Origin of the sequence: Streptomyces sp. NPDC096048, from assembly GCF_044763415.1 — a bacterium.
Lineage (GTDB): Bacteria > Actinomycetota > Actinomycetes > Streptomycetales > Streptomycetaceae > Streptomyces.
This window is the reverse complement of sequence record NZ_JBIWGG010000006.1, coordinates 405,502-427,537: the sequence shown is the minus strand read 5'-3', so window position 1 is coordinate 427,537 and position 22,036 is coordinate 405,502. Positions and strand designations below refer to the sequence as shown.

The window sequence follows — 22,036 nt, the reverse complement described above, 5'->3', positions numbered from 1 at the left end:
CCACTCCAGGCAGAGTACTACGAGTTCGGTGTGCGGAGGCCTCAGATCCCGCCCATCGGCTCGATGTCCACCCGGACCGGGGTGCCCCACACCCGCAGCACCTCGTAGTCGGTGAACTCCTGGACCAGCCGGTAGGCCATGGCGGCGCGGGGCGCGCGCAGTTGGGCCGCGATGTACAGCTCCGCCTCGCGGCGGTCGCGGCGCGGGGTGCCGCACAGCTGCCACGCCTGCCCGTTCCACAGCTCGGGCAGCCAGCGCTGCTGGGGCTGCGGCCGCTCGCCCCGGACGCCGTAGCGGGACTGGACCGGCTCGGTGGCGGGCCGGGCCGGGAGCGGGCCGCCGTTGTACTCGGCGCGGCGGGCGGAGCGGCGGCGGGTCTCGCACAGGAGGCAGAGGTCGGGGGCGGCCTTGTCGACCGGGCCGTTCGGGTGCTCGGGGCAGCGGGTGCTGGGGGCCGTCGTCGAGACGCTCTCCTCCAGCTGGTCCATCGCGCGCTTGAGGTCCGCGCGGACCTCGTGCAGCTTGGCGTCCGGCGTGTCGGCGGTCAGGGCCTCGCCGTGCTCACCGAGGAGACGCAGGGCGCGGCCCAGGGCGGTCAGCTGGGCGTGGTTCATGCTCCCCAGAGTCGCACACGGCCCGCTCGGCGCCGTCGCCCAAGCCGAAGAAGTAGGTCGCCGCGAAGCCGACCACGTACCCGGTGAGCAGCCCGCCGCCGTACACCCCCGCCGTCACCGCCCAGCCTCCGCCGCCCGCGAGGAGCGGGAACAGCGCCCAGCCCGACGGGCCGATGGCCGTCGCCCCCACGCCGGTGCCGAGCATCGCGAACATGCCCACGAAGGCGCCGCCCGCCGCCCCGCCCACGCAGGCGGTGAGGAAGGGGCGGCCGAGGGGGAGGGAGACGCCGTAGATCAGGGGCTCGCCGACGCCGAGCAGGCCGGCCGGGAGCGCGGACCTGATCGTCGTACGGAGGGACGTGTCGTGGCGCAGGCGGACGTAGACCGCCGCCGCCGCGCCGACCTGGCCCGCGCCCGCCATGGCCAGGATGGGGAGCAGAACGGTGTGGCCCTGTTGCTCGATGAGGGTGGTGTGGATGGGGATGAGGGCCTGGTGGAGGCCCAGCATCACCAGGGGGAGGAAGAGGCCGCCGAGGACCAGGCCGGCCAGGGCGCCCGTCGTCGTCAGGAGCCAGTCGGCCGCCGTGCCGATGGCGGTGGCGACCTCGCCGGCCGCGTACATGAGGACGTAGAGGGTGACCAGGCCGGAGACCAGGACCGTCAGGGTCGGGGTGAGCAGGACGTCCAGGGTGCCGGGGAGGCGGGCGCGGCACCACTTCTCGACGTACGTGCCGAGCAGCGCGGCGGCCAGTGCGCCCAGGACGCCGCCCTGGCCGGGGGCGAGGGCGGCGCCGAACGCGGTCACCTTCGCCACTCCGGGGTAGACGACGACGGCGGCGACCGCGCCGCCCAGCACGGGCGTGCCGCCGAACTCCTTCGCCGTGTTGTGGCCGACGAACACCGCGATCAGCGCCATGAAGGCGGAGGAGAGGGCGGCCAGGGCGGGCGTGATGCCGGGGAGCCAGCGCAGGTTCGTCAGCAGTCCCGCGATGCCCGCGACGATTCCGCAGCCGATCAGGGCGGGGATGAGCGGGACGAAGATGTTCGCGACGCGGCGCAGGGACGACTTGAGCGGGGTCGCGTTGCGCTGCTTCTGCCGTGCCCTCAGTTCCGCGCCGCGCAGGGCGAGGGCGTCCGCCGTGCCGACGGGAGCGTCCGCCGTGCCGAGGGGGTCGTCCGCAGCGCCGGCGGGAGCGTCCGCAGCGCCGCCCCCGCCGGCCGTCAGCAGCGCCTCGAACGCCTCCGTCACCCGGCCGACCACCCCGGGGCCCAGCACCACCTGGTACGAGTCGCCGTCCTCCACCACCCCGAGCACGCCGGGCAGCGCCCGCAGCGCCTCGTCGTCCACCCGGGTGCGGTCGGCCAGGCCCAGGCGCAGACGGGTCATGCAGTGGGCGACGGAGATGACGTTCGCGGCGCCGCCGACCAGGGGGAGCAGCGCGGCGGCCGTGGCGTGGGGGGTGTCCTTGTGCACCCCCCGAGCGTGCGGTCAGCCCTTCGCCGCCGCCAGCGCGGCGCGCAGGTGGCCGCCGGAGTCCTCCAGAAGGCGGGCGGCCGTCGGGCCGTCCACATCGGCCAGCAGGGTCAGGATCGCGTGCTTGACCTCGCCGTCGGTGGCGGTCAGGGCGCGCTCGATCTCGTCGTCGGCGGCACCGGTGGCGAGCGCGACGATGCGGCGCGAGCGGGCGCGCAGCTTCTCGTTGGAGGCGCGGACGTCCACCATGAGGTTCCCGTAGGTCTTGCCCAGGCGGATCATCGTGATCGTCGACAGCATGTTCAGGACCAGCTTCTGGGCCGTACCGGCCTTCAGGCGGGTGGAGCCGGTGATCAGCTCGGGCCCGGTGACGACCTCGATGCCGTGCTCGGCGGCGGCGGCCAGGGCACTGCCCCGGTTGCACGCCAGCCCGACGGTCAGGGCCCCCCGCGCGCGGGCGTGCTCGACGGCGCCGACGGCGTACGGCGTGCGGCCGGAGGCGGAGACGCCGACCACCGCGTCGTCCGCGGTCAGGCCGAGGGCGTCCAGGTCGGCGCGGGCCAGCTCGGCGGAGTCCTCGGCGCCCTCGACGGAGGCGACCATGGCGTCCGGGCCGCCCGCGATGAGGCCGACGACCTGTCCGGGTGCGGTGTTGAAGGTGGGCGGGCACTCGGAGGCGTCCAGCACGCCTAGGCGGCCGGCCGTACCGGCGCCCGCGTAGACCAGCCGTCCGCCGCGCGCCATCCGGGCGGCGATCGCGTCGACGGCGGCGGCGATCTCGGGCAGCCGCTCGGCGACGGCGACGGGCACGGCGGTGTCCTCGCCGTTCATGACGCGCGCGATGTCGAGGGTGGGCATCTGGTCGATCTCGGCCAGGTCAGGGCGGAATGCCTCGGTGGTGAGGCTCTCCAGCTGAGAACGGAGGTCAGGGTGATGGGGGGTTGCAGTCATGAGGATGCGGCCCTTTTCAACTTCCGGTGGCTGTACATACCTAGGGGCGCGGGGACTGCGCGACCAGCCACACCGCGGCCCGCAGCCACCCACAAAGCTCAACCCCTACGGTCTCCCGCGCACTCCATGCCGATGAGCCAATGCCTCGTAAGACGCCGCCAGAGCCGGCGCCGCCGACTCGTACGTCCGCTGCGCCACCCCCACGAACAGACAGTCCACCACCAGCAGCTGACTGGTCCGCGACGACATCGCCGCCGGCCGCAGCTCGCTCTCCCGCGACGTGGACGTGGTCAGCACGTGGTCGGCGTACTGCGTGACGGGGCTGTCGGGGCGGCCGGTGACGGCGACGGTCGTCGCGCCGCGTTCGAAGGCGACCCGCAGCGGTTCGATGACGTCCCCCGTCGAACCGGAGTGCGTGATGGCGAGGGCGACGTCCCCGGCGCGCAGCTGCACCGCGTTGGTGACGGCGAGGTGCGGATCGCTGGGGGCGTGGGCTATGAGCCCTATGCGCAGGAGCTTCTGGGTGAGGTCCTGCGCGACCAGCCCGGACGCGCCGATGCCGTACACGTCGGTGCGGCGGGCGGCGGCGAGTGCGGCGACGGCCGCACCGAGCTGGACGGTGTCCAGGGCGGCGGCGGTGTCGGCGAGGGTCTGCTGCTCGTCGTAGGCGAGCTTGGCGACGACGTCGGCGATCGGGTCGTCGACCGCGATGTCGGTCGTGATGGCGGGCGCGCGGCCGGACTGCTGCTGGGCGGCGAGTCCGGCGAGCGCGAGGCGCAGGTCGCGGTAGCCGGGGTAGCCGAGCAGCCGGGCGGTGCGCACGACGGTCGCCTCGCTGGTGCCGGTCAGCTCGGCGAGGCCGGTAACCGTGAGGGCCGCGCAGCCGGCCGGGTCGCCCGCGACGGCCTCGGCGACCCGCTGCATGGAACGGGTCATCGACGGCGCCAGCGTGCGCACCTTGGCCGCGAGGGCGGCGGGCGCGGGCGGCGCGCCGCCGCTTCCGGCGCCCCGGCGGCCACCGGTGCTACCGGTCGCACTGCCGCCGCCCGCGCGGCCGAAAGTTTCCTTCACTTCATCGGTCACTCATGAAAGATATTTTCGTTTCGGTCCGCGGGTCAAGAGTGCGCACAATGGGTGCATGGACCCCATCAGCCCCCTGGAGCAGGCGCTGCACGCCGCGCGCGCCCTCGTGCTCGCCGACCTGGTGGCGGGCCAGGTCGCCGAGCCGGACGTCGTGTCGCTGGTCGAGGAGTCCGTCGTGCAGCGGCGCTGGTGGGTCGAGCAGTGGCCCGAGGGCGTGGAGTTCGTGGCCGGGCTGGTCGCGCAGGACGTGCAGGACGCCCTGCTGGAGCGGTACGGCCGCTGGCCGCTGTGCCCGGTGTGCGGCTCCGGTGACCCGCACGCGCTGGACGTGGAGCCCGAACTCGGCCCCGACCCGCACTGGGTGTGCGGCAAGGCGGGCGTCAAGGTCGCGGCGGTCGGCTCACTGGGCTCGGCCATCGGCGGCCCGCGGACGTGATGAGGACGACCCGGTGACCGTCTACATCGACCCGCCGACCTGGCCGGGCCACGGCCGCATGTGGTCGCACCTCGTCAGCGACGTCTCCTACGCCGAACTGCACTCGTTCGCCGCGACGCTGGGCGTGCCGCGCCGCGCCTTCGAACGCGACCACTACGACGTCCCCGCCCAGCGGTATGCCGACGCCGTGTCCGCCGGCGCGCGGGAGGTCAGCAGCCGCGAGGTGGTGCGGCTGCTGCACGGGGCGGGGCTGCGACGCAGAAAGAGCGGGACTCAGCCGCGCGGGCCCCGCAGCTCGTAGGCGAGCTGCTCCTCGTCCCCGGCGACCCGGGTGAAACCGGCGCGGACGATCACGGCCTGGGAGGCGAGGTTGGCGTGCTCGGTCGTCGCGAACACCGACGTCACCTCCTCGCGGGCCAGCGCCCACGCGGACAGTGCCCGCAGGCCCTCGGTGGCGTAGCCGTGGCCGCGGGCGGCCTCGGCGAGGTCGTAGCCGATCTCCACCCGGCCGTCCTCGTCCGGCGCTCCGTGGAAGCCCATGCCGCCGACCGCGCGGCCGTCCTCGCGGCGCACGAGTGCGAACACGCCCCACTCCGGCCGGTGCACCCCCGCCTCGTACGCCTTCAGCAGCATTCCGGCGGCGTCCCGCGTGCCCTGGAACGGGCCGCCCTCGACCCACTCGAAGCCCCCGTCGCCGCCCGCGGCCAGGTCGGTGGCGGCGGCGGGCGTGACGCCCTGGAGGGTGAGGCGCTCGGCCTCGATCACCAGGTTGTTGCGCCAGCGCCACTCGGTCACCGGGGCGCGCCCGGGCAGTTCGCCGCGGCCGGTGGCCCACAGCAGGGTGCGCCAGGGGTCGGCGCCGGGCCGGACGTGCGGGAAGATCCGGGCGAGGACGTCCGCGCACAGTTCGGCGGGCGGCTCGTAGGCCAGCCCGAGTCCCTCGGCGATGTCCTGCGTGTGCGCGAGGACCTCGGTGACGCCCATGGCGGCGAAGCCCTCGCGGTTCGCGCTGCGGAAGGGGTACGGGTGGAAGGCGCGGATCTCCCGCGGGGTGGTGCGGAGGGTGGCGGCGAGCAGCGCGCCGGTCGTCTCGATGACGTGCAGGACGCCCTCGTTGTCCGTGCCGTCGTCGAGGGTGATCTCGAAGGGGACGTAGGCCTCGGTGGCGCGTCCGGCGAGCTGGCCCGCGTAGGCGATGAGGTCGCTCGCGATGTGCTCCGCCGTGTTTCGGCAGCTCCACTCCAGCTGCCCGGCCGGTGCCGCCTCCCAGTCCCGGTCCGTCGCCGTCCGCAGCAGCGCGACGGCGCCCGCGACGGCCTCTTCCACCTGTTCCCCACCCATGCTCCGCATGCCGGGCAGGCTACGGGGCCGGGCTGTCCCCGAGCGACAGCATTTCCAGCTCACCGGTGAGGTTGTAGCGGGCGGTCGCCTCCCACTCGCGGCGCCCGTGCGGGGTGTGGAACAGCCGGGGCAGGTCGAGGAGTCGGCGGAGCACCGCGGCCCTGCCCTCGCGGAAGGCGTCGTTCGGCACGAAGTGGTACTCCTCGCGGACGGCCGCCGTGTACGCGGCGTACGCCGACGGCGGCGAGGCGAGGACCGCCAGGTCCGCGTCGCACAGCACCTGCCCGTTCCGGTCGTCGCCGGCCGGGTCGTGGCCGACGGTGAGGCGGACCAGCCGGGCCACCTCGGCGGTCTTCTCCGCCGGAACACCGGCCTCGGGCAGGGCGCGCTCGGCGAGGCGGGCCGAGCGCTCCTCGTTCTCGGAGCGGTCGGGGAGGTAGACGGCGTCGTGGAACCAGGCGGCGAGGCGTACGGCGTCGGCGTCGTCGGCGTACGCCTCCAGTACGTCGATGTGGTCCAGGACCGCCGCCAGGTGGGTGAGCGTGTGGTAGCGCCGCTGGGGCTCCTGCCAGCGGGCCAGCAGGTTGTCGGCGTAGGGCGCGGGGTCGGGACCGGGGGCCCCGGCGGACGCGGCACCGGGTGCGGTGGTTCCCGCCAGGGCGCGGGCGAAGCGAGAGCGCAGGGCGTCTGGGTCGGCCATGGGTACATTCTTCCAGATAACGTTCGTGATAGCTTCTAACTGAAGTGTCGGCGTTCCCGGCGGGCGGGCTGGGCGAAGGGCGAAAGGCGGCGGGCGGACATGCCGGAGGCGCGCACCAGCACCCCGCGCGAGCGCTACCGCTCCCAGGTGCGTGCGGAGATCAAGGAACACGCCTGGGAGCAGATCGCCACGGCGGGCGCGTCCGCGCTGTCGCTCAACGCGATCGCCAAGCGGATGGGCATGAGCGGACCCGCGCTCTACCGCTACTTCGACGGCCGCGACGAGCTGATCACGGAACTCGTCCGGGACGCCTACCGCAGCCAGGCCGACACCTTCCGGGCGGCCGCCGAGGCCGGGGCCGACCTGGCCGGCCTCGCGCACGCCCTGCGCGCCTGGGCCCTGGACGACCCGCAGCGCTACTTCCTCGTCTTCGGCACCCCCGTCCCCGGCTACCGGGCGCCCGGTGACATCACCGAGATCGCCGCCGAGACCATGGCGGTCATCGTCGACGCCTGTGCCGCGCTGCCGTCCGCACCGGCGCCGGACGGCGCCGCCGGTGCGTTCGACGCGCATCTGGAGACCCACCGGCGGTGGGCGGGCGACCACCCGGCGCCCTCCGCCGCGCTCCACCGGGCCCTGTCCTTCTGGTCCCGGCTGCACGGCGTCCTCTCCTTGGAACTCGCCGGTCAGTTCACCGGCATGGGATTCGACCCCGCCCTTCTCTTCGCCGCCGAACTGGAGGACCTGCTCGGGTCCTAACGTGGAGCCATGACGACTCCCGCAGACGTGTACGACGTACGTGACCCCGAGCTGCCCGGCCGGCTGCTGATCCTCGAACGCGACGAACTGGTGCCCCTGTTGCGCTCCCGTGCGGACGCGGACTTCGCGCTGCCGGTGGCCGCGTGTCCGGGCTGGACCGTGCGGGACGTGCTGGCGCACTGCTCCAGCGCGCTGATCCGGGTCGTGGAGAACCGCTTCGAGGACGGGGTGTTCTCCCCCGCCTCCAACGACCGCGACATCGCCGACCGCGCCGACTGGACCAACGCCCAAGTCCTCGACGAACTGGAACGCGGCATGACCGAGGCCGGCCCGGTGATCGGCCGCGCGGGCGGTGCCCTGGACGCGATCGCGCTGGGCGAATGGGTCCACGCGGGTGATGTGCGGGTGGCCCTCGGCGAGCCGGGTGCGTACGCCGGGCCCGGCCTGCCGGACGCGCTCGCGCTGCTCGGCACGCTCACCCGCGACCGCGGTCACGTGCCGCTGCACGCCGACCTCGACGACGTGGACGAGCCGCTGAAGCTGGGCGAGGTGAGCGGTGAGCGGCCGCCGGGGCGGTTCATCGGGGACGCCGCCACCCTCGTACGGCTGTACGCGGGCCGATCCGTGGACGACGCGGCCGGGTACGAGCTGGCCGGGGTGAAGGCGGAGGAGCTGAACCTCTTCGGCGGCTGAGGGCGCCCGACCGAGGGCGAGGGGGACCCCTGGCCTGCCATCGGGGCGTAGTCTTGGATTGGACTAGACCTGTAGCAGGCCGACGAATGGGGTCCCATGAGCAAGCGTGCAGTCCTGGAGGTGATCGCCCTCGACGTCGAGGACGCGGTCGCCGCCCAGGCCGGAGGCGCGGATCGCCTCGAACTGGTCACCGACATGGCGGCCGACGGACTCACCCCGTCGGCCGAGACCGTCGCCGCGATCCGCGCCGCCGTCGACATCGACGTACGGGTGATGCTGCGGCTCGCGGACGGGTTCGCCGCCGGGGACGTCGAGCGGCTGACGCGGGTCGCCGCGGAGATGCGGGAGGCCGGGGCCACGCAGTTCGTGCTCGGGTTCCTCGACGCGGACGGTGACGTGGACCTGGGCGCGGTGGAGCGGGTCGCCGGGGTGCTGGACGGGTGCCGGTGGACGTTCCACCGCGCGATCGACCGCGCCTCGAACCGGGACGCCCTGCGCAAGCAGCTCGCGGACTTCCCGGGCCTGGACACGTATCTGACGGCGGGGTCGGCCGACGGGGTGGACGACGGGCTGCCGCTGCTGCTCGCCGAGGCGCGACGGCGGGGCGAGCCCGGGTACGAGCAGCAGCTGCTGGTCGGCGGCGGCCTGCGGCTGGACCACGTACCCGGGCTGCTGGACGCGGGGATCGACGGCTTCCACATCGGCGGGGCGGCGCGGCCCTCCGGGTGGGACGGGCCGGTTTCGGCGGCGGCGGTGGGGGAGTGGCGGCGGGTGCTGGGGGAGTGAGCGGCTAGGACCCTTCACTGCCGATGTCCCGTACCAGGGTCAGGAAGTGGGCCAGCAGACCGACGTCCCGGGCCTTGCGCCACCAGTGGCTGCGGCCGGTGAGCCAGACGCTGCCGTCGTCGAAGGTGAAGCGGACGCCGTGGTGCTTCGGCCAGTAGCCGCCCTTGCTGCCCGGGTAGGGGAGTCGGCGGCTGTATTCGCCGACACACCACGCGTCGCTGTCCGAGTAGCGCAGGAAGCCGCACTCCCGGGTGCTGACCCAGCGGATCCCGTACGTGGTGACGAGCAGGTACGTGGGGCCCCGCAGGGCGTCCGGGTACGGATCGGGCCTCACCTTGCCCGTCTTCGGGTCGCTCCCGAAGGTCACCAGGATCTTCTCGTCGTCCTCCATGGTGTGCTGGGCGACGTAGTGCTCGATCAGCGGCCGGTGCAGGTAGGGCGTGATGCAGAAGGACGCTCGGATCCTCGTCTGCTCGGCGAGGGCGATGACGCGTTCCGCGAGCCGCTCGGTGGCGTCCGTGCCGGGGCGGGCGGCCCCCTGAGCAGCCGACCCCGGTTCGTAGATGTACATGTTGACGGCCTGGTAGACCGTCGCCGCGTCGTGGGCGTTCCCGTGCATGACGACATGCCGGGAGCCCGGGTCGCTCGGCGGGGTCGCCACCGTCAGTCCCGGTGGAAGTGCTGGTCCCGGGCCGCCTGGTAGGCCCGGCCCTCGTCGCGGACGTCGGCGGTCATCGTGATGCGCTGCACGCGGACCCGGTCGTTCTCGGACAGCAGAGGACGCCACCGCTCGTCCAGCAGCTTCTGAAGCTCGTCGGCGAGTCCAGGCTCCTCGTTCAGCAGCCGCGCCAGCCTGCGCCGCCACTCGGCGACCAGCTCCGCCTCGGTGGTTTCGGAGTGCGGGGCGGCCATCAGCTCGGTGCGGGCGGCCGCCAGGTCCGCCTCGATCGCCGGTACCCGCTCGGGATGCACCTTCCGCCACAGCGCCACCGCTCCCGAGCGCACCGTGTTCCAGCCGTCGGTCGCCATCGCGGCGATCAGCGCCGTGCCCGCCGCCAGTGCGAGTGTCTCCACCGTCAACCCCCCGTAAGACGTGCTTACTTGTCCGACATGGACGACATGTCAAGCGTAGCAAGCTGGCGGGGCAATGGACCCCAGTGCGTCACGATCAGGCCCGAGACCGCGCGGGTCAGTGCCACGTACAGTCGGCGCAGTCCCGTCCGTTCGTCCGGTTCGCCGTCGACCACGGCCCGCGGTTCGTCCAGGACCACGTAGTCGTACTCCAGGCCCTTGGCCAGGGAGGCCGGGACCAGGGTCAGGCGGGTGGCGTGGGTCGTCTCCTCGCCCGGGCCGATGAAGCCGATCCCCGCCGCCCCGAGGGCGTCGGCCAGCTCCGGCACCCGCGCGTCGGCGGCGATCAGGCCGACCGAGCCCTCCCGCTCCAGCAGCTCGCGGCAGGCGGCCACGACGTCCGCCGCCCCCTCGGCCGTCTCACGGACGTCGAAGAAGCCCGGGTTCTCACGGATCGACGCCACCGGCGTCAGGCCCGGCGCGATGTCCGGCAGCAGCCGGGACGCGTAGGCGATGACGTCCGTCGGCACGCGGAAACCGGCCGTCAGCTCCTCGACCACCGCCTCGCCCTTGCCCAGGTGCCCCAGCGCCTCCTCCCAGCTCCGGGTCGCCCACGGCGTGGTGCCCTGGGCCAGGTCGCCGAGGACGGTCGCCGAGCCGGTGGTGCAGCGCCGGCCCACCGCGCGGTACTGCATCGGGGAGAGGTCCTGTGCCTCGTCGAGGACCACGTGCCCGAGGGAGTGGGTGCGCTCGATCAGATCCATGGCCTCGTCGATCAGCACGGCGTCGGCCGGTGACCACCTGGCCGACTTCACCGAGCGGGCCGGCCTCGCCCACAGCAGCGCCTTCCGCTCGTCCTCGGTGAGGACGCCCTCGGCGTGCTCGGCGAGGAAGTCCGCGTCGGAGAGCAGGCGCAGGACGAGCTTCGCGGGGTCGACCTGCGGCCAGACGGTCTTCACCAGCGCCTTCACGGCGGCGTCGCGCGCGACCGCGTTCTGCACCCGGTCGTCCGGCGCCTCACCGGCCCGCTCCATCCGCACCAGCACGGCGTGCGCGATGCGCTGGGGGAGGGCCTCGCGGGCGGCGCCGTAGCGGATGTCGCGGGCGAGCAGCTCGCGGACGATCTCCTCCACCTCGTACGCGGCCACCCGCCACCGGCGCGAGCCGCGCACGACGACGACCTCCTCGGTGGGCAGGGTGACGTGCGAGTAGAGGGCCCTGCGCAGCACCTCCGCCATCCGCGCGTCGCCCTTGATCACCGCCGTCGCCGCCTCGTCCGCGCCGCGCACCTCGACGTGCGCCACCAGGTCGTCGACGGTTGCCTGGCGGACCGTCAGCTCACCGAGGGCCGGGAGCACTTGCTCGATGTAGTGCAGGAAGGACTTGTTCGGCCCGATGACCAGGGTGCCGGTGCGGGCGAGGCGCTCGCGGTGGGCATACAGGAGGTAGGCGACCCGGTGCAGGCCGACGGCGGTCTTACCGGTGCCGGGGCCGCCCTGCACACAGACCGAACCGCTCAGCCCGGCGCGCACGATCTCGTCCTGCTCCGGCTGGATGGTCGCCACGATGTCGCGCATCGGGCCGACGCGGGGCCGCTCGATCTCCTGCTGGAGCAGCTTGCTGGTGACCGCCGCCTCGGCCGGGTCGGACAGGTGCTCGTCCTCGTAGGCCGTGAGGTCCCCGCCGGTGTAACCGAAGCGGCGGCGCAGCGAGATGCCCAGCGGGTCCTTCTTCGACGCGCGGTAGAAGGGCTGCGAGACCGGTGCCCGCCAGTCGATCACCATCGGATCGCCGTCCGCGTCGTGCACGTGCCGCCGCCCCACATGCAGTGTCTGATAAGCAGCCTCCGGCTGCGGGCGCTCCCCCTCCCCGCCCTCCGCCTGCTCCGCGCCCGGAGCGTGCAGGTAGTCGAGGCGGCCGAAGAACAGCGGCGTCTCGCTGAGGTCGGCCAGGGCCTTGACGCGCTGCTCGATCTGGCTCTCCAGGACGGCGGCGTTGACCCAGTTCGCGGTGACGTCGGTGATGTCGAGCGACTCGACGTCCTCCCGCATGGTGCGCAGGGCGGAACGGGAGGCGGCCAGATGGGAGCGCTCTTTGGACAGGGGGTCGTCGTGGACGGGCGTGGACAAGGGGGTGCCTCCGGGTGACCTGCGGTGTGGTGGGCGCTGGCTGCGCGCGGTGGGCCGACCGGTTTCCGACCGGACGGCGGCACTCCGTGGGGAGGCGGGCAAGAGCGGAGAGTCTAGGGGAGCGGGCACGGCGCGGGCCAACGGGTTTTCCGACCCCTAGGGGTCGGCGCCCTCCGGGCTGAGGGGACGGGTCCACCCGGAGGCGTACGGGGCGGGGGAGGGGGTTCGGTCCATGGACCGATGCCGGTCCGGGGGCCGCGGTCGCACCATGGAGACATGAGCGCAGCAACCATCTCCCCCGCCCCGGCACCGGGCCGCGCGTCCGGTGCCACGCCCGTGGCCGGCAGCCACCGGCACCGGCTCGGCGACGCCCTGCGTGTCGTCAGGGTGTTCGCGGGCGCCGCCTTCGACGTGGTCGTGCTCGGCGAGTACGGCGAGGAGGCGGGCGTCCGGCGCCGCTGACGCCCGCGTCCCCCGCCGCGCCGACTGAGTACCGACGCGTACCGGTCTGAGTACCTACGCCGGTGCGCGGGGCCCGGCCGCGCGGCTTGACTGGCCGCATGAGCCCACAGCACTTCGCGGCGTGGCCCCCGCCGTCCCCGCCGCCGTACCCGGCCCCGCGGGACCACCGCGACCCGCTGGCCTGGATCGCGCCGACCGTCGCCACCGTGCTCCTGAGCGTGCTGGGGCCGACGGCGGGACTTCTCGGCCTGATGTCGGTCATGGCGACCGACGGCTGCGGCACCGAGTGCCCGCAGTCGCTGACGAACGCGCTCACCCTGATCTACGGCACCCTGTTCTTCGGCGGCTTCCTCGCCTTCGGAGCCTGGCTCGCCGCCTGGGTGCTCCCCTGGACCCGCCGCTGGTCGGCCACCCGCGCCTGGCTGGCCGCCGCCTCGCTGCTGCCGCCGGTCTTCGTGCTGCTGCTGGTGTTCACCCTCCCCGCGCCGTGAACCGGCCGTCCGCTCAGCTCTCCGCCAGCAGCTCGTCCGCGTCCATGATCCGGTACGCGTAGCCCTGCTCCGCCAGGAAGCGCTGGCGGTGGGCGGCGAAGTCCTGGTCGAGGGTGTCGCGGGCGACGACCGAGTAGAAGTGCGCCTGGTGGCCGTCGGCCTTCGGGCGCAGCACCCGGCCGAGGCGCTGCGCCTCCTCCTGCCGGGACCCGAACGTGCCCGACACCTGGACGGCGACGGTCGCCTCCGGCAGGTCGATGGAGAAGTTCGCGACCTTGGAGACGACGAGGACGCTGATCTCGCCCTGGCGGAAGGACTCGAAGAGCTTCTCCCGCTGGGCGTTGGACGTCTCGCCCTTGATGACCGGCGCGCCCAGGTGCTCGCCCAGTTCGTCGAGCTGGTCGATGTACTGGCCGATGACGAGGATCTGCTGCCCGGCGAAGCGCCGCACGATCGCCTCGGTCACCTTCCGCTTGGTCGCCGTCGTCGCGCAGAAGCGGTACTTCTCCTCCGTCTCGGCGGTGGCGTACGCGAGCCGCTCGGAGTCGGTGAGGTTGACCCGGACCTCCACGCAGTCGGCGGGCGCGATGTAGCCCTGCGCCTCGATCTCCTTCCACGGCGCGTCGAAACGCTTCGGGCCGATGAGGGAGAACACGTCCGACTCGCGGCCGTCCTCCCGGACGAGCGTCGCCGTCAGGCCGAGCCGCCGCCGCGCCTGGAGGTCGGCGGTGAACTTGAAGACCGGCGCCGGCAGCAGGTGCACCTCGTCGTAGACGACCAGGCCCCAGTCCCGGGAGTCGAACAGCTCCAGGTGCGGGTAGACGCCCTTCCGCTTCGTCGTCAGCACCTGGTAGGTGGCGATGGTGACGGGCCGGATCTCCTTCTTCGTCCCGCTGTACTCGCCGATCTCGTCCTCGGTCAGGCTGGTCCGCTTGATCAGCTCGTGCTTCCACTGCCGGGCGGAGACGGTGTTGGTGACCAGGATCAGCGTCGTCGACTTGGCCTGCGCCATCGCACCCGCCCCGACCAGCGTCTTGCCGGCGCCGCAGGGGAGGACGACGACGCCGCTGCCGCCGTGCCAGAAGTTCTCCACCGCCTGCTTCTGGTACGGCCGCAGCGCCCACCCGTCCTCGGCCAGCTCGATGGCGTGCGCCTCGCCGTCGACGTACCCGGCGAGGTCCTCGGCGGGCCAGCCCAGCTTCAGCAGCGTCTGCTTGATCTGCCCGCGCTCGGAGGGGTGCACGGCCACCGTGTCGGGGTCGATACGGGCCCCGACCAGCGGCGCGATGCGCTTCGACTTCAGGACCTCCTCCAGCACCGGCCGGTCGGTGGTCGTCAGGACCAGCCCGTGCGCCGGGTGCTTGGAGAGGGTGAGGCGGCCGTAGCGGTCCATCGTCTCGGCGATGTCGACGAGCAGCGCGTGCGGCACGGGGTAGCGGCTGTACTCGACGAGCGCGTCCACGACCTGCTCGGCGTCGTGGCCCGCCGCCCGCGCGTTCCACAGGCCCAGCGGGGTCACCCGGTAGGTGTGGATGTGCTCCGGTGCCCGCTCCAGTTCGGCGAACGGCGCGATGGCCCGACGGCAGTCGCCGGCCTGCTCGTGGTCGACTTCGAGGAGCAGGGTCTTGTCGGACTGGACGATGAGCGGACCATTCACGGGCGGCACCCTTTCGCGCGCGTACGGCCGACAGCGACTGGACGGATCGGCCAAACGTCCAGTGTGCCTGATCGCGGAGCGGGGCTACCGGAGAGTGAGGTTGTTGATCAGCGGTCCCTCGACCGTGACCCCCTCCGTGACCAGGGACTCGACGCCGGTGGCCGGCAGGGGCAGCGGCAGCGCGGTGGCCTCGGGGGCGAGCGCGCCGAAGAGCGCGGCGGCGGTGATCAGGGCGGCGACGGAGACGGCGACGGCGGAACGGGCGGCGCCGTCCGGATCGGTGAGCTTGGAGCGCATGACGTGCCTTTCGAAAGGCCGAGGGCCGAGGACGGGGAGGGGAGGGGAGGGGGAAGGCGGGCCGGGCCCGGGGGGCTGAGACCCGGCCCGCCGTCAGGGGACGTGCGACGTGGCGTTCAGAGGGTGCTCGGAGCGCGGCCGGAGACCGGTCGCTGACCGGTCACTGACCGGTCAGAGGGTCACGCCCCCACCGAGGTCGATGCCGACCGCGGCGGCCTCGGCGGCGAACGCCGCGATCAGCGCGGCGGTAGAGGTCAGGACAGTGGCGACTCGACGAACGGCACGCATCAGGTGATTCCTTCCGGTTCGGTGTGCAGGACACCCGGTGGCTGCCCGACCGACGAAAAATCGATGCGGATTATGAAAAAAGCTCCCTCGCAGGTGCTAATCACCCGGCGTGGCGTGCATGATCCGGCCCGTACCCCCGAAAGAGGGGCGCGTCGAAGGTGGGGGAGGGGCCCGTCACCTCACGTCGCGTCCTCGGCGAGCTCGGCCACGCCGGTGATGCGGTGCAGCGGATACGTGCGCACCTCGTCCGCCGTGTGGTCGTACGCCGTCACGAAGCCGCCCTCGACCCGGATCGGGGCGATGACGCGCTGGCTGGCGGAGCCCTCGGCGTTCACGTAGCCGATCCACAGCGCCTCGCCCGTCATGACGGCCGCCTGCATGGTGGCGAGGGTCTCGGCGGCGGCGGTACGGGGCAGCTCGCCCGCCGCCGAAGCGTCGCCCGCCTCGCTCCCGGGGCCCGGCTTGCGCGGGGTCGTGGCGGCCAGGTCGCCGGCCCGGACGGCGCGGACCGCCGCCGCCAGGAGCGTGTCGTCGGGCGCCGGCGGACCGTCCGGGACCGGCTCCGGCGCCGCCCGCGGCGGCGTGCGGTGGGCGTCGGCACGGGCGATCAGCACATCGCCCGCGGCGGACTCCGCGGCCGGCGCGAACCCCATCGCGCGCAGCCCCTCCAGCAGCGCCGCCGGGTCGGTCTGCGCGGCCAGCACGGTCGGCGCGAGGCGGCGCAGGCCGAGGCCGGCGGCCCGCTTGTCGGCGAGGATCTCGTCCAGCGTCGCGTCGTCGTCGCAGCGCACGTACGCCGAGGCCGCGCCCACCCGCAGCCGCCCGTGCCGCCGGGCCACGTCGTCGATCAGGTACGTGAGCGGCTGCGGCACCGGCGTGCGGGAGTGCCGGGCGAGGAAGGCGTGCAGGTCGGCGGCGGTCTGCCCGGCGTCCAGCGCGCGGCGCACCGACCCCGGCGTGAACCGGTAGACGGTCGCGCCGCCCTTGGACTCCACGTCCGCGAGCACCCCGAGCACGTCGGCCAGCTCACGCTCCAGCGGCCCCGGCGCCACCGCCGTCAGGTCGGCCTGGAGCAGGACGTGGTCCAGCGGTTCGGGGAACAGCGGGGCGAGCAGCACGGCGGCCCGGGCGGTGGCGGCGGCCCGCTCGGCGGGGGTCGCGGGCGCGGGCACGGGCGGGGTGCGGTGGTGGTGGACGGGGAGCTTGTCACCGGGACCCCCGGCCGCCACGGGCGCCTCGGCCGGGTGCGGCGGCTCGGGCGCCCCGATCAGCGCCCGCCCCGGCGCCGCCAGCGCACCGCGCCCGGTGACGCCCAGCAGCTCGGCCTCGGACAGCGTCCAGCGCGCCAGCCGGGTACGCAGGTCGTCGTCCCGCCCGTCCAGCCCGTCCCGCCGGGGCCCGCGCAGCGGCCGCTCCCAGCGCAGCCGGGCCAGCACCGACTCCTCGGTGGGCGAGGCCCCCTCGGGCAGCCCCGCCAGCAGGGCCAGCACCCGGTGCCGCACCTCCGGCGCCGCCGAGCGGTCCAGGTTGGGGCCCAGCGCCGAGAGCGTACGGTCCTTCGCGTCCCGGCCGCCGACCACCCCCGGCGTGCGGGTGGCCGTCAGCCACGTCCCGGCGAGCCGCGCCCAGCGCTCCGCCGTGGGCAGCTCCCGCCACTCGTCGTACGCCGGGGTCGCCGCGTACCGCTCGTCGGCCTCACCGTCGGAGGCGACCAGCCCCGCCGCGTAGGCCAGCTCCACCCAGAACGCGGCCACCGGCTCCGGCACGTCCAGCGCGACGGCCGTCCGCTTCAGGTCGCGCACGCTCAGCCCGCCGGCCCGCAGCACCGTCGGGCCGCCCTCGTCCCACTCCTTCAGCAGCTCCTCGACGGTCGCCAGCGCCGACAGGGCCTGCCCGGCCGCGGTGGCGCCCACAACCTGTGGACGGTGCGCGGCGGCGGCCTCCACCGGCGGCGGCACCGGCTCGGGCGTGCGGTGCGCCCGGCCCGCGCGCAGGTGCAGGGCGACCTCGCGGGGCAGGACGACCGTGCCGGGCGCGGTCGGCAGCAGCAGGCCGGTGTCCAGCAGCCGGCGCAGATGAGCCGCCGGATCGTGGGTGACCTGGCCGTACGGCGGGCCCCACACCAGCCGGGCCAGCACCTCGCGGGACTCCTCGGGCAGACCGGCGAGGAGCCTCGCCATCCGCGGCCGGTCGGCGAACAGCGCACCGAGCGCGGACACGGCGGAGACGGAGTCGTGGGTCGAGGGCAGGCCGACAGCGGCCAGGATCTCCTGGATCCGGCCCGGCGACATCCCCGCCGTCGCCTCCCGCACGGAGGGACCGAGCCCCGTCGGGGAGGGGTGCTGGGGGGAGGGCGCGAGCAGCTCACGGGCGGTGCGCACCAGCCGCAGCCGGTCGTCGGCACCCCAGACCAGGGCCTGTTCGCGCAGGAGGGCCACGGCCCGGGGCAGGGCCGCCGTGATGACGGGGTCCCGCTCGTCACCGGCCATGAGCCGGAGCAGCTCGTCGTACGGCGCCGGATCCGCCGCCACCGCCAGCGCCTCCGCCGTCTGCAGCGCGAACCGGTCCAGCCGCTCCAGCGCCCGTACGACCGAGGCGCGGGTGCCCGCCCGGGTGGCGAGCTGCGTCAGGTCCGTGGGCACGGGGGTGATGAGGTCGGGACGGCTGCGCAGGAGGGCGGCCAGCGAGACGTCGTCCCTGACGCGGAGCGCCTCCGCGAGGGACCGGGGGGCCGCGGACTTCTCCTCGGTGCTCATCCGGCCCACGTTAGCGGGTGGGCGCGACGGCGGGGTGCGCGTGCGGTCGCGCGGTGCGGGTCCGCCGCACCCGGGAGGATTCGGTACCTTCGTCCGACGGCGTACCACAACACACCGCCCCGGAGGGCTCCGTGGGGATCGAGAGCGACCAGGTCGTCTACGAGTACCTGAGCCGTGTCGGCGACGTGGCCCAGCAACGGCAGCTGCCGTCGGCCACCCGCATGCGGCTGGTCTCCGAGCTGCGCGACGAGATCGACCGGCACCGCGCCAGGACGACCGTGGACAGTCCCGCCGCCGTCCGCCGCATCCTGGACCGGCTCGGCAGCCCGGCCGACATCGTCGACGCGGCGGGCGGCACGAGCGGTGCCCCGCAGCCGTCGGTGCCGCCGCCCACCGCCGTCCCCGAACAGCGGGAGGGCCGGCCGCGGAAGGCGGAGCGGCTCAAGGGCCTGCGGCGCGCCGTACCGGGCCCCCGCCCGGACGCGCCCCGGCCCGCACCCGCACCCGCTCCCTCGCCGCCGCACATGGCGAGCGCACACGAGCTGGGAGACGGCGGCGGCGCACAGCCGGACTGGTGGCGGGTGGACAACGGCCCGTTCGGAGGCGGCGTCGACAGCGTGCCGGGGTTCGTCGGCGGCGTGGAGATCCCGGAACTCCTCAAGCCCCCGCCGCGGGACAAGGACGAGACGGACGGGGCCGGGAAGAAGGACGGCGCGGCGAAGGCGGACGCGGCCGCCGAGAAGCCGGCCGCCGGGGCGGTGGTGGAGGCCGCGGAGCCGGTCGCCGGGGCGCCGGGCGGGGCCCCGCGCCGCCGCCTGCCCCGCCTGTGGCCCGAGGGCGGCTGGAACAACCCGCTGCTGCTGCTCGCCTCCGCCCTGCTGATCGCCGGCGCCGTCCTCGGCAGCCTCGTCCCGCTGGGCCTGGGCTGGCTGATCGCCTACCTCTCCCGCCGCCTCACCCCGGCCCAGTCGAAGTGGGCGGTACTGGGCCTGCCCGGTACGGTCGCCGCCGCCGGCGTCGTCTGGCTGTGGGGCCGCACGGAGGGCCGCTGGGGCGATCCGATCGCCGAGGGCCACATGAACGACGCCGTCACCGAGACCTGGCCCTGGGTCCTGCGCACCGCCGCCGTCGCCACGGCCCTGTACCTCCTCTGGCGCTCCCGCCGCCCCCGGGGCTGACCCGCCGGCCCGCCCGGCACAATGGGCCCCATGGCCTCCACGACCCGTCCCGCGCTCACCGTCGGCTTCGATCTCGACATGACGCTGATCGACTCCCGCCCCGGCATCCGCGCCTGCTACCTGGCGCTGACCGAGCGGACGGGGACGTACGTCGACGCCGACCTGGCCGTCACGCGGCTCGGGCCGCCGCTGGAGGAGGAGCTGGCCCACTGGTTCCCGGCCGAGGCGATCGCCGCCACCGCCGATCTGTACCGGGAGATGTACCCGACGTACGCCGTCGCCGCCACGCCCGCGCTGCCCGGCGCGCGGGAGGCCATCGCCGCCGTACGCGAGGCGGGCGGACGGGCGATCGTCGTCACCGCCAAGTACGAGCCGAACGCCGCACTGCACCTCGCGCACCTCGGCATGGAGCCGGACGCGGTGATCGGCGACCTGTGGGCCGAGCAGAAGGCCGTGGCGCTGCGCGAGCACGGCGCGGACGTGTACGTCGGCGACCACCTCGGCGACGTACGCGGCGCCCGCACCGCCGGCGCCCACTCCGTGGCCGTGGCCAGCGGGCCGTGCAGCGCCGAGGAACTGCGCGCGGCCGGCGCGGACGTCGTCCTCGCCGATCTGACGGAGTTCCCGGAATGGCTCGCGGGCTACCGCGAGGGCGAGGGCGACGCCGAAGGGCTCGACGCGGCACGCGCCTGACGCCGGCCCGCCGCGATCGACCGGAAGACCCCCGCACCGGCGATCAGGAAGCCCACTCCCATCAGCATGCTCAATCCGAACATGTAGGTGGGAAAGGGCGTCGTCCCCAGAAACAGCGGGGCCACCGTGACCAGAGTGGCCACGGTACCGACGAAGAAGACGATCGCACCGGCACGGATCAGTCGGTCACCGGGAGCGGCGGAATTCGTTTGGGTTTTGTCACGCACCCGACCAGGGTAGTTCCCAGGCCTGGGGAACGACCGGGGGACGTCTTGTCACCGGCCCATAGACCATTAGCCTTGGTACCGGCGGGTCAGGACGACCCGCCCAAGTGCTATCAGAAGCCGTTTCCGAGCAGTTTTCCGACGAGTACGAGGACGAGGACGAGGACGAGGACAGACGTGCCTACCGGCAAGGTCAAGCCGGTTACCTAGGCACACAGAGAGCGCTACGCTCCTGCTATGACACCTGGTCTGCGCTACCTCGCCTGTCTCCGTCTCTCTGCCGACTCGGACGGCTCCACCTCCATCGAGTGGCAGCGTGGCGTGATCCGACACCACGTCAGCTCTCCGCTCCTGTCCGGCGTCCTGGTGGGGGAGGCAGAGGACACGGACGTCTCAGGCTCCATCTCCCCGTTCAAGCGTCCGAGACTCGGTAAGTGGCTGACGTCCCGAGCCGATGAGTTCGACGTGATCATTGCGGCCAGGATGGACAGGCTTACCCGTCGCTCGATGCACTTCAACGAACTCTTGGAGTGGGCGCAGGAAAACGGGAAGTTCATCGTCTGCGTAGAAGAGGGGTTCGACCTCTCGACTCCCCAAGGCAAGATGATGGCGCGCATGACAGCCGTATTCGCTGAGGCTGAGTGGGACACGATCCAGGCACGCATCCTGAACGGCGTACAGAGCCGCCTGGAGAACCGTTCATGGCTCGTTGGTGCTCCGCCTACCGGCTACCGGATCAAAGCCGTAGAGGGTGGCAAGAGGAAGGTTCTGGAGATTGACCAGGACTTCCACCCCTACGTGGAAGAGATCTTCACTCGCGTCCGTGAGGGACAGTCCACACACAGGATTGCCCGAGACTTCAATGGCCGTGGCGTACTCACATGGGGAGACCACCTCCGGAAATTGAAGGGGGAGGAAACCAAGGGAACTCAATGGCAGTCCACCATCATCAATAAGTTCATCCGCTCCTCTTGGGTTCCTGGTATCTACGCCTATAAGGGCGAGGCTGTTCTGGATGACCAGGGAGAGCCGGTGATTCTTCCAGAGAAGCCTTTGGCTTCCATGGAAGAATGGACAGACCTGGTCGACAGAATTAAACCGGCTCCCAATGCCTACACAGGTGGAACCCGAGTCAGCGCAAAGAGTCTCCTTTCCAGTATTGCGCGCTGCGGTAACTGTGGAGCGCCGGTTACTTCTCTTCTGAATTCAGGGCACACCAGGAAAGACGGGGAGCGAATTCCAGGAAACAGGTATTACCGCTGCTCCAATAAGTTCAAGGGCGGAGCGTGTACGGACGGCTTGTACATCCGTGCTGACGCTCTCGATGCTGCGGTTGACCAGGCAATCCGTGACAGCGTAGGTACGTGGGACATGTACGAGCGAGCCGGTACGGGGCCCTCTCAGGCAAGGGAACTCCAGTCGGCAAAGGTGCGCCTGGAAAAGCTGGAAACTGACTTCCTGGCGGGGGAATACGACGGAGAGGGACAGGAAGAGTCCTACCGCCGTATGCATAAGAGTCTGTCGGCAAAGGTTGCTCTCCTGGCCAAGCAGGAAGAGGAAAGGGCTAACCCGGCTCTCAAGCCCATGGGAAAGAAGTACGGGGAAGTCTGGGCAGTCAAAGATCAGGAAGACCGTAGGGAATTCCTCCGCACCTACGACGTAAAGGTCTGGGCTTGGAAGAAAGGAGATATGCCGAATGACCTGGGAATGGTAATTGACCTAGGGGATATCCAGACCATGGCACAAGAGCTGCGCCTGAATAAGGAAGAGGGAATGGACAGGCTCTTGATCAACCAGAACGTACCGGCGCACTGGACTGATCCCGAACTAAGGAAATTTCCCGGTCTGGAATTGAAGCCCGTCCCCTCATTCCTGGAAGAACTCGGAGCAATGTAAAGGGAAGGGGTATGGGGGTAAGGTTCCGCTGAATAGCAGGGCCGGCCTTATTCTCTT

The 22,036-nt window shown here is 72.9% G+C and carries 23 protein-coding genes; 10 read left to right on the top strand and 13 right to left on the bottom strand.

Annotated elements, in window-relative coordinates; translation table 11 throughout:
- Positions 1-41: 41 nt before the first annotated feature.
- From ACIQ6R_RS19190 to ACIQ6R_RS19175, 4 genes are all read right to left on the bottom strand, one after another.
- Positions 42-614, bottom strand: coding sequence for a hypothetical protein (locus tag ACIQ6R_RS19190; RefSeq protein ID WP_404222565.1), 573 nt, complete (start codon positions 612-614; stop codon positions 42-44).
- The gene (locus ACIQ6R_RS19185; protein WP_404222564.1) at positions 562-2,088 is read right to left on the bottom strand and encodes a PTS transporter subunit EIIC; all 1,527 of its coding nucleotides are present in this window, start codon (positions 2,086-2,088) and stop codon (positions 562-564) included. The genes ACIQ6R_RS19190 and ACIQ6R_RS19185 overlap by 53 nt, the downstream gene beginning before the upstream one ends.
- 15 nt (positions 2,089-2,103) lie before the next feature.
- On the bottom strand, positions 2,104-3,039 hold the full coding sequence (gene murQ / locus ACIQ6R_RS19180) for an N-acetylmuramic acid 6-phosphate etherase (protein ID WP_404222563.1): 936 nt from the start codon (positions 3,037-3,039) through the stop codon (positions 2,104-2,106).
- A 105-nt stretch (positions 3,040-3,144) separates the two neighbouring features.
- Positions 3,145-4,122 (bottom strand): MurR/RpiR family transcriptional regulator, encoded by a 978-nt coding sequence (locus ACIQ6R_RS19175; protein ID WP_404222562.1) that lies wholly within the window; start codon positions 4,120-4,122, stop codon positions 3,145-3,147.
- A 55-nt stretch (positions 4,123-4,177) separates the two neighbouring features.
- On the opposite strand from ACIQ6R_RS19175, the gene ACIQ6R_RS19170 reads away from it, so the two are divergent.
- Together ACIQ6R_RS19170 and ACIQ6R_RS19165 are read left to right on the top strand one after the other, a co-directional pair.
- Positions 4,178-4,558 carry a hypothetical protein gene (locus ACIQ6R_RS19170; protein WP_310872716.1) on the top strand — a complete coding sequence of 127 codons (381 nt, stop codon included), beginning with the start codon at positions 4,178-4,180 and terminating at the stop codon, positions 4,556-4,558.
- 13 nt (positions 4,559-4,571) lie between these two features.
- Positions 4,572-4,859 (top strand): DUF4031 domain-containing protein, encoded by a 288-nt coding sequence (locus ACIQ6R_RS19165; protein ID WP_404222561.1) that lies wholly within the window; start codon positions 4,572-4,574, stop codon positions 4,857-4,859.
- Here the strand turns inward: ACIQ6R_RS19165 and ACIQ6R_RS19160 are convergent.
- The gene (locus ACIQ6R_RS19160) at positions 4,832-5,908 is read right to left on the bottom strand and encodes a GNAT family N-acetyltransferase (protein WP_404222560.1); all 1,077 of its coding nucleotides are present in this window, start codon (positions 5,906-5,908) and stop codon (positions 4,832-4,834) included. The genes ACIQ6R_RS19165 and ACIQ6R_RS19160 overlap by 28 nt on opposite strands.
- A 10-nt stretch (positions 5,909-5,918) precedes the next feature.
- The gene (locus ACIQ6R_RS19155) at positions 5,919-6,599 is read right to left on the bottom strand and encodes a hypothetical protein (RefSeq protein ID WP_404222559.1); all 681 of its coding nucleotides are present in this window, start codon (positions 6,597-6,599) and stop codon (positions 5,919-5,921) included.
- A gap of 99 nt (positions 6,600-6,698) precedes the next feature.
- On the opposite strand from ACIQ6R_RS19155, the gene ACIQ6R_RS19150 reads away from it, so the two are divergent.
- From ACIQ6R_RS19150 to ACIQ6R_RS19140, 3 genes are all read left to right on the top strand, one after another.
- Entirely contained in the window at positions 6,699-7,358 is a 660-nt protein-coding gene (locus ACIQ6R_RS19150; protein WP_404222558.1) for a TetR/AcrR family transcriptional regulator, read from the top strand.
- Between the two features lie 9 nt (positions 7,359-7,367).
- Positions 7,368-8,051, top strand: a complete 684-nt coding sequence (locus tag ACIQ6R_RS19145) for a maleylpyruvate isomerase family mycothiol-dependent enzyme (RefSeq protein WP_404222557.1) — start codon at positions 7,368-7,370, stop codon at positions 8,049-8,051.
- 96 nt (positions 8,052-8,147) lie between these two features.
- Positions 8,148-8,837, top strand: a complete 690-nt coding sequence (locus ACIQ6R_RS19140; protein WP_404222556.1) for a copper homeostasis protein CutC — start codon at positions 8,148-8,150, stop codon at positions 8,835-8,837.
- A gap of 4 nt (positions 8,838-8,841) precedes the next feature.
- Here the strand turns inward: ACIQ6R_RS19140 and ACIQ6R_RS19135 are convergent, their stop codons facing one another.
- The 3 genes from ACIQ6R_RS19135 to ACIQ6R_RS19125 are packed head-to-tail and all read right to left on the bottom strand — an operon-like array spanning position 8,842 to position 12,037.
- Entirely contained in the window at positions 8,842-9,498 is a 657-nt protein-coding gene (locus ACIQ6R_RS19135; protein WP_404222554.1) for a hypothetical protein, read from the bottom strand.
- 2 nt (positions 9,499-9,500) lie between these two features.
- Positions 9,501-9,911: a hypothetical protein gene (locus tag ACIQ6R_RS19130; RefSeq protein ID WP_404222553.1), complete on the bottom strand. Its 411-nt coding sequence runs from the start codon at positions 9,909-9,911 to the stop codon at positions 9,501-9,503.
- A gap of 23 nt (positions 9,912-9,934) precedes the next feature.
- Positions 9,935-12,037: a HelD family protein gene (locus ACIQ6R_RS19125; protein ID WP_404222552.1), complete on the bottom strand. Its 2,103-nt coding sequence runs from the start codon at positions 12,035-12,037 to the stop codon at positions 9,935-9,937.
- Between the two features lie 276 nt (positions 12,038-12,313).
- Between ACIQ6R_RS19125 and ACIQ6R_RS19120 the strand changes: the two genes are divergently transcribed.
- The gene (locus ACIQ6R_RS19120) at positions 12,314-12,499 is read left to right on the top strand and encodes a hypothetical protein (RefSeq protein ID WP_375917620.1); all 186 of its coding nucleotides are present in this window, start codon (positions 12,314-12,316) and stop codon (positions 12,497-12,499) included.
- A 98-nt stretch (positions 12,500-12,597) separates the two neighbouring features.
- On the top strand, positions 12,598-12,990 hold the full coding sequence (locus ACIQ6R_RS19115; RefSeq protein ID WP_404222551.1) for a hypothetical protein: 393 nt from the start codon (positions 12,598-12,600) through the stop codon (positions 12,988-12,990).
- A gap of 13 nt (positions 12,991-13,003) precedes the next feature.
- On the opposite strand, the gene ACIQ6R_RS19110 is transcribed toward ACIQ6R_RS19115, so the two are convergent.
- The 3 genes from ACIQ6R_RS19110 to ACIQ6R_RS19100 form a co-directional block, all read right to left on the bottom strand.
- Complete coding sequence (locus ACIQ6R_RS19110) at positions 13,004-14,647, bottom strand: DNA repair helicase XPB (protein WP_404176106.1); 1,644 nt, start codon at positions 14,645-14,647, stop codon at positions 13,004-13,006.
- Between the two features lie 84 nt (positions 14,648-14,731).
- Positions 14,732-14,944: a hypothetical protein gene (locus tag ACIQ6R_RS19105; RefSeq protein ID WP_404176103.1), complete on the bottom strand. Its 213-nt coding sequence runs from the start codon at positions 14,942-14,944 to the stop codon at positions 14,732-14,734.
- A 467-nt stretch (positions 14,945-15,411) separates the two neighbouring features.
- Positions 15,412-17,988 carry a helicase-associated domain-containing protein gene (locus ACIQ6R_RS19100; RefSeq protein ID WP_404222550.1) on the bottom strand — a complete coding sequence of 859 codons (2,577 nt, stop codon included), beginning with the start codon at positions 17,986-17,988 and terminating at the stop codon, positions 15,412-15,414.
- Between the two features lie 131 nt (positions 17,989-18,119).
- On the opposite strand from ACIQ6R_RS19100, the gene ACIQ6R_RS19095 reads away from it, so the two are divergent.
- A complete protein-coding gene (locus ACIQ6R_RS19095; RefSeq protein WP_404222549.1) occupies positions 18,120-19,166 on the top strand; it encodes a hypothetical protein in 1,047 nt (348 codons plus the stop codon).
- A 30-nt stretch (positions 19,167-19,196) separates the two neighbouring features.
- Positions 19,197-19,859, top strand: coding sequence for an HAD family hydrolase (locus ACIQ6R_RS19090; protein WP_404222548.1), 663 nt, complete (start codon positions 19,197-19,199; stop codon positions 19,857-19,859).
- Here ACIQ6R_RS19090 and ACIQ6R_RS19085 read toward each other — a convergent pair.
- Complete coding sequence (locus ACIQ6R_RS19085) at positions 19,808-20,086, bottom strand: hypothetical protein (protein WP_404176091.1); 279 nt, start codon at positions 20,084-20,086, stop codon at positions 19,808-19,810. The genes ACIQ6R_RS19090 and ACIQ6R_RS19085 overlap by 52 nt on opposite strands.
- 234 nt (positions 20,087-20,320) lie before the next feature.
- On the opposite strand from ACIQ6R_RS19085, the gene ACIQ6R_RS19080 reads away from it, so the two are divergent.
- The gene (locus tag ACIQ6R_RS19080) at positions 20,321-21,979 is read left to right on the top strand and encodes a recombinase family protein (RefSeq protein WP_404176089.1); all 1,659 of its coding nucleotides are present in this window, start codon (positions 20,321-20,323) and stop codon (positions 21,977-21,979) included.
- Positions 21,980-22,036: the final 57 nt, after the last annotated feature.